The sequence below is a fragment of the Methyloceanibacter sp. genome (genome assembly GCF_035650995.1).
Taxonomy (GTDB): Bacteria; Pseudomonadota; Alphaproteobacteria; order Rhizobiales; family Methyloligellaceae; genus Methyloceanibacter.
On sequence record NZ_DASRGO010000058.1, the window covers coordinates 1 to 6,114 of the forward strand.

5 protein-coding genes and 1 pseudogene are annotated in these 6,114 nt (G+C 66.0%); all 6 read left to right on the plus strand.

What is annotated here, in order from left to right; all coding sequences use genetic code 11:
- The first annotated feature begins 117 nt into the window (after window positions 1-117).
- Complete coding sequence (locus VFB18_RS05125) at window positions 118-786, plus strand: RNA-binding protein (protein ID WP_324971761.1); 669 nt, start codon at window positions 118-120, stop codon at window positions 784-786.
- Window positions 783-3,299 carry a translation initiation factor IF-2 gene (gene infB / locus VFB18_RS05130; RefSeq protein WP_324971763.1) on the plus strand — a complete coding sequence of 839 codons (2,517 nt, stop codon included), beginning with the start codon at window positions 783-785 and terminating at the stop codon, window positions 3,297-3,299. The genes VFB18_RS05125 and infB overlap by 4 nt, the downstream gene beginning before the upstream one ends.
- 123 nt (window positions 3,300-3,422) lie before the next feature.
- Complete coding sequence (gene rbfA, locus VFB18_RS05135; RefSeq protein WP_324971765.1) at window positions 3,423-3,806, plus strand: 30S ribosome-binding factor RbfA; 384 nt, start codon at window positions 3,423-3,425, stop codon at window positions 3,804-3,806.
- 15 nt (window positions 3,807-3,821) lie between these two features.
- A complete protein-coding gene (gene truB / locus VFB18_RS05140) occupies window positions 3,822-4,748 on the plus strand; it encodes a tRNA pseudouridine(55) synthase TruB (protein WP_324971766.1) in 927 nt (308 codons plus the stop codon).
- A gap of 175 nt (window positions 4,749-4,923) precedes the next feature.
- Window positions 4,924-5,193 (plus strand): 30S ribosomal protein S15, encoded by a 270-nt coding sequence (gene rpsO, locus VFB18_RS05145; RefSeq protein WP_324971769.1) that lies wholly within the window; start codon window positions 4,924-4,926, stop codon window positions 5,191-5,193.
- Window positions 5,194-5,312: 119 nt separating this feature from the next.
- Window positions 5,313-6,114: pseudogene (locus tag VFB18_RS05150) on the plus strand (polyribonucleotide nucleotidyltransferase); the annotation flags it as partial.

Below are 6,114 nucleotides of genomic sequence, written 5' to 3' on the forward strand. Positions count from 1 at the left end.
TCGCTCGAAGCGCCAGAGGAGGCCGCGGAAGCCGCCCCTGCCGAAGGCGAGTCCCCGGACCAGGCCGCCTCTTCGAGCGGCGAAGACGCGTGATGAGGAGGATCGGAGACATAAGCCTTGCGGCATCAGGCGGCGGAGCAGAAGCGCGATAGGGACACGACGGACGGCCTCCGCCGCTGCGCTTTGACGCGCGTAAGCCGCCCCAAGGACGAATTGCTGCGCTTCGTGCTTGCCCCCGATGGGACCATCGTCCCGGACCTCAAGGAGAGGCTCCCAGGCCGGGGCGTCTGGGTCACGGCGGCGAAAGACAGCGTTGCCGAGGCCGAAAAGCGCAACGTCTTCGCCCGCGCCTTGAAGACAGAAGTCAGGATTCCTCAAGGACTTGCGGGCATGGTCGAGCGCCTTCTCGCGGAGGCTGCGCTCGGCGCGCTCGCCCTCGCCAACAAGGCCGGGGAGGTCGTTTTCGGCGCCGCCAAGGTCGAGGAGGCGATCGGCAAAGGCAAGGTGTTGGCCCTCGTCCACGCGAGCGAAGCGGCCGAGGACGGCTGCCGCAAGCTTGACGGCAAATTCCGTGGGATTAAGGGCGAAACCGCCCTTTCCCCGGTCAGGACCTTAAGCTCGCACGAATTGGGTTTGGCATCGGGGCGGACAAATGTGATACATGCTGCCCTAATCCAGGGCGGAGCGGCTCTTAGATTTCACGCGGCGGCGTCGCGCCTAGAACGCTACCGCACAAGCGGCGCTGCATTTGCAGCCCGGAACGGATTGGATACGGACAAGGAATGAGCGAGACGAACGAGACCGAAGGCAAGACCGCGCGCGGCGGCGGCAAGATGACGCTCAACGTGCGCCGCACGGTCGAGTCCGGCCATGTGCGCCAGAGCTTCAGTCACGGCCGCTCGAAGTCCGTCCTGGTCGAGAAGAAGAAGCGCCGGGCAATCGGCGGCAGCTCCGCTCCGCAGGCGCCGGCCGAAGAAGCGAAACCGAAGCCGCAGCCGCGCGTCGTCTCCGAGGCGCAGCAGAAGAAGCCTCAAATCGAAGAGACGCAGCAGCAACCCCGGCAAAAGGGGCAGGTGCTGCGCCAGCTCTCCGAGGAGGAGAAGGATGCGCGGAACCGCGCCTTAAAGGGCGCGCGGGAGCGCGAGGCCGAGCGGACGCGTGCAGCGCAGGCCGCGGCGGAAGCTGCCGCGATCGAGCTCGCCGTGCAGGAGCAGCGCGCCAAGGAAGAAAAGGCCGTCGTCGAGCGCAAGGCAAAGGAAGATCAGAGGCACGAGGCCGAGGCCAAGGCGCGCAAGGTTGGCGAGGAGAACGTCCGCAAGCACCTCCTCAAGGAAGAAGTCGAGGAGGCCCCCCGCTCGGCCGAGGCCCGCCACAAGAAGAGCCCGGTGGCGCCCCGCCGCGGCGAGGAGCGTCGCGTTCGCGGCCGGCTCACCATCACCAACGCGCTCGACGAAGAGCAGCGGCAGCGCAGCCTTGCCTCGCTGAAGCGCAGGCAGGAGCGCCAGAAGAAGCAGATCACCGGACCGCAGGCGCAGGCAAAGATCCAGCGCGAGGTGGTTATCCCGGAGGCGATCACCATCCAGGAGCTGGCCAACCGCATGGCCGAGCGCGGCGTCGACGTGATCAAGGCACTGATGCGGGACGGCGAAATGCACAAGATTACCGACATCATCGACGCCGACACCGCTCAGCTTCTCGCCGAGGAGTTCGGCCATATCGTCCGCCGCGTCTCGGAGGCCGACGTGGAAGAGGGCTTCATCGGCGCCGAGGACCATGCCGAGGACCTGCAGCCGCGCGCGCCGATCGTCACCATCATGGGCCATGTCGACCACGGCAAGACCTCGCTGCTCGATGCCATCCGCACGACCAATGTGGTGAGCCAGGAAGCCGGGGGCATCACCCAGCATATCGGCGCCTATCAGGTCGAGACGGCGGACGGGCACAAGATCACGTTCATCGATACGCCGGGGCACGAGGCGTTCACCGCCATGCGCCAGCGCGGCGCCCAGGTCACCGACATCGTGATCCTCGTGGTAGCGGCCGACGACGGCGTCAAACCCCAGACGGTCGAAGCCATCGCCCACGCCAAGGCGGCCGAGGTTCCGATCATCGTCGCCATCAACAAGATCGATAAGCCGGGGGCCGACCCGAAGCGAGTGCGCACCGAACTCCTGAGCCACGACATCGTGGTCGAGAGCCTGGGCGGCGACACGCTCGAGGTCGAGGTCTCGGCGCTGAAGAAGACCGGGCTCGAGAAGCTGCTCGAGGCGATCAGCCTTCAGGCCGAAGTGCTCGAGCTCAAGGCCAATCCCGACCGCCCGGCCGAGGGCGTCATCGTCGAGGCGAAACTCGAACGCGGGCGCGGTCCGGTCGGCACGGCGCTGATCCAGCGCGGCACGCTTCATCTCGGCGACCTCATCGTGGCGGGCTCGGCCTACGGGCGCGTGCGCGCGCTGATCAACGAGAACGGCGAGCACGTGACAAGCGCCGGTCCGTCGGTTCCGGTCGAGGTCCTCGGCTTCGACTCGGCCCCCGAGGCAGGCGATCAGTTCGCCGTGGTCGATAACGAGGCGAGGGCCCGGGAGATTACCGACTACCGCCAGCGCGAGCGGCGCAAGCGGCTTGCCGTCGCCGGCCAGCGCGGCACGCTCGAGCAGATGATGAGCAATCTGAAGGCGGCCGGCGTCAAGGAGTTCACCCTCCTCGTCAAGGGCGACGTGCAAGGTTCGGTCGAAGCCATCGTGGCCGCGCTCGACAAGCTCGGCACCGAGGAAGTGCGCGCCCGCATCGTGCATGCCGCCGTCGGCGGCATCACCGAGTCCGATGTCGGGCTTGCCGCGACCTCGGGCGCCGTGATCCTCGGCTTCAACGTGCGCGCCAACACGCAGGCGCGCGAGGCGGCCGAGCGCAGCGGCGTCGAGATCCGCTATTACAACGTCATCTACGATCTCGTCGACGAGGTGAAGCAGGCGATGTCGGGCCTGCTCGCGCCGACCAGGCGCGAGACCTTCCTCGGCAACGCCGAGGTGCTCGAAGTGTTCACCATCTCCAAGGTGGGCAAGGTCGCCGGCTGCCGCGTGACCGAGGGCAAGGTCGAGCGCGGCGCCCATGTCCGGCTCATTCGCGACAACGTGGTGATCCACGAAGGCAAGCTCTCCACCTTGAAGCGCTTCAAGGACGAGGTGCGCGAGGTGGTGGCCGGCCAGGAATGCGGCATGGCCTTCGAGGGCTATCAGGACATGCGCAAGGGCGATGTCATCGAGTGCTTCGAGGTCGAGCACGTCCAGCGCACGTTGTAGTTTTCCGTCCGACACGTCATCGCGGGGCTCGACCCGGCGATCCAAGGGAGGCCGACGGCTCGGTGCAGGCTGCACCGGGTGCCCGGTTCAAGCCCGGGCATGACGGTCTAGCGAGGCATTACCATGAGCAGCCATAGCAAAGAACCCTCGCAGCGCCAGCTCAAGGTCGGCGAGCTGATCCGCCATGCACTGGCCGATATCTTCTCGCGCGGCGAGATCCTCGACGAGGTGCTCGCGCGCCATTCCCTCACCGTGCCGGAGGTGCGCATGACGCCCGACCTCAAGCTTGCCACGGCCTACGTCATTACCCTCGGCGGCGGACAAGCGAGCGAGGCGGTCGAGCATTTGAACAAGCACAAGCGCTTCCTGCGCGGCGAGGTGGCGAAGCGCGTCAGCATGAAGTTCATGCCCGAGCTCAGGTTCAAGGTCGACACGTCGTTCGAGGCCTCGGCACGGATTGACGAGCTGCTCGCCTCTCCGCAGGTCGCGCGCGACCTCAAGGGCTAAAGCGCACGCTTCCCCATGGCCCGGCGACGTAAAGGCTCACCCGTCAGCGGTTGGCTCGTCCTCGACAAGCCGCAAGGCATGACCTCGACGAAGGCCGTGAGCAAGGTGCGGCATCTGTTCGACGCGGCAAAGGCGGGGCACGCCGGCACCCTCGATCCGCTCGCGACCGGAGTGCTTCCGATCGCGCTCGGCGAAGCGACCAAGACCGTGCCGTTCGCGATGGAGGGGCTCAAGACTTACCGCTTCACTGTCCGTTTCGGCACCGAGACCGACACCGACGATGCCGAGGGTGCGGTCGTCGCGCAAAGCGAGGCGCGGCCGTCGACGGAGGCCATCGAGGGAGTTTTGCCCCGCTTCGTCGGCGAGATCAGCCAGGTTCCGCCACGGTTCTCGGCGCTCAAGGTGGACGGCGCGCGCGCCTACGACCTTGCGCGCGACAAGGAGGAATTCGAGCTTGCGCCGCGCATCGTGTCGATCGAGCGGCTCGCTCTCGTCTCGCGGCCCGATCCCGATCGTTGCGTGCTCGAGGCCGAATGCGGCAAGGGCACTTATGTCAGGGCCCTTGCGCGCGACCTCGGCCGGGCGCTCGGCACCTGCGTGCATGTCGAGGCTTTGCGGCGGACGCGGGTCGGCGCCTTCGGCGAGGAGGACGCCGTCACGCTCGACGCGCTCGAGAGCCTGAAGGAAAGCGGGCCCAAGGGCGACGGGCTCCATATCGTCCTTAAGCCGGTCGAGGCCGCGCTCGGCGACCTTCCGGCGCTGTCCGTCTCCCAACCCGATGCGGCCAGGCTCCGGCAGGGACAGCCGGTCTTATTGCGCGGGCGCGACGCCCCGATCCTGACCGGATCGGCCTACGCCATGTCCAGAGGCATGCTGGTGGCTCTCGGCGAGGTAGAAGGGGGAGAATTCAAGCCTAAGCGCATCTTCAATCTGCCGGGCTGATGGGTGTTGGCGCTAAGCGCGGCGGAAGCAAATTCCTCTGGTTTCGTGCGCGATAATCCCTATATTGCAGCCATTGCGCGCGGGCAGCCTTGCTCCGCGCCGTTTTTAGAGCCGACCGTGCTGGACGACATCCTGGCCCGGCCATGTTCAACCCCCTACTCAAGAGGATCAACTGATGTCGATTAGCGCTGTGCGCAAGCAAGAGCTCATTAAGGAATATGCGACCAAGGCGGGAGATACCGGTTCGCCTGAGGTCCAAGTCGCGATCCTGACCGAGCGGATCACCAATCTGACCGATCACTTCAAGACGCATACCAAGGACAACCATTCGCGGCGCGGGCTGCTCAAGCTGGTGAGCCAGCGGCGCCGCCTGCTCGACTACGTCAAGTCGACCGACGAAGACCGGTATCAGAAGCTCATCAACCGGCTGGGAATTCGCCGGTGACTGCGTCCGTCATGGCGAGCCACCGAGCAGTTCGGCTTGCGTATTGCTGACTTGAAGCTGCGCGGCCGCCATCGGGCGGTCGGGGCGGCACATCCATACCCACTCATTGGGACACACACATGTTCATTAAACAGATCGTAGAAATCGAATGGGGGGGACGCCCCCTCAAGCTCGAGACCGGGCGCATCGCCCGTCAAGCGGACGGTGCGGTGCTTGCCACTTACGGCGAGACCTCCGTTCTCGCCACCGTTGTCGCCGCTAAGGAGGAGAAGCCGGGCATCGACTTCTTCCCGCTCACCGTCAACTACCAGGAAAAGACCTTCGCCGCCGGCAAGATTCCCGGCGGCTATTTCAAGCGCGAGGGACGCCCCACCGAAAAGGAGACCCTCACCTCGCGGCTGATCGACCGGCCGATTCGGCCGCTGTTCGCTCCGGGTTTCAGGAACGAGACGCAGATCATCGCCACCGTGCTTTCCCACGACATGGAAAACGATCCTGACATCGTTGCCATGATCGCGACCTCGGCCGCGCTCACGCTGTCCGGCATCCCCTTCCTCGGACCGATTGCCGCCGCCCGCGTCGGCTATATCGAAGGCCAATATGTGCTCAATCCGCGGATCGACGAGATGAGCGTCAGCTCGCTCGATCTCGTCGTCGCCGGCACCTCGGACGCCGTGCTGATGGTCGAGTCGGAAGCGAAAGAGCTGTCCGAGGACGTCATGCTCGGGGCGGTGATGTTCGGCCAGAAGACCTTCGGCCCGGTGCTCGACGCCATCATCAAGCTTGCCGAACGCGCGGCCAAGGAGCCGTGGGAGCTCAAGCAGGAGGACGATGCCGAGCTTCTCGCTCAGGTGCGCTCCGCCGCCGAGAGCGATCTGCGCGAGGCCTATGCCATCGCCGGCAAGCAGGAGCGCCGTGACC

Bases quoted from the DNA above. Each gene is read 5' to 3' on its own strand.
- infB (WP_324971763.1), top strand. From the start codon at position 783: ATGAGCGAGACGAACGAGACCGAAGGCAAGACCGCGCGCGGCGGCGGC.
- rbfA (WP_324971765.1), top strand. From the start codon at position 3,423: ATGAGCAGCCATAGCAAAGAACCCTCGCAGCGCCAGCTCAAGGTCGGC.
- truB (WP_324971766.1), top strand. From the start codon at position 3,822: ATGGCCCGGCGACGTAAAGGCTCACCCGTCAGCGGTTGGCTCGTCCTC.
- rpsO (WP_324971769.1), top strand. From the start codon at position 4,924: ATGTCGATTAGCGCTGTGCGCAAGCAAGAGCTCATTAAGGAATATGCG.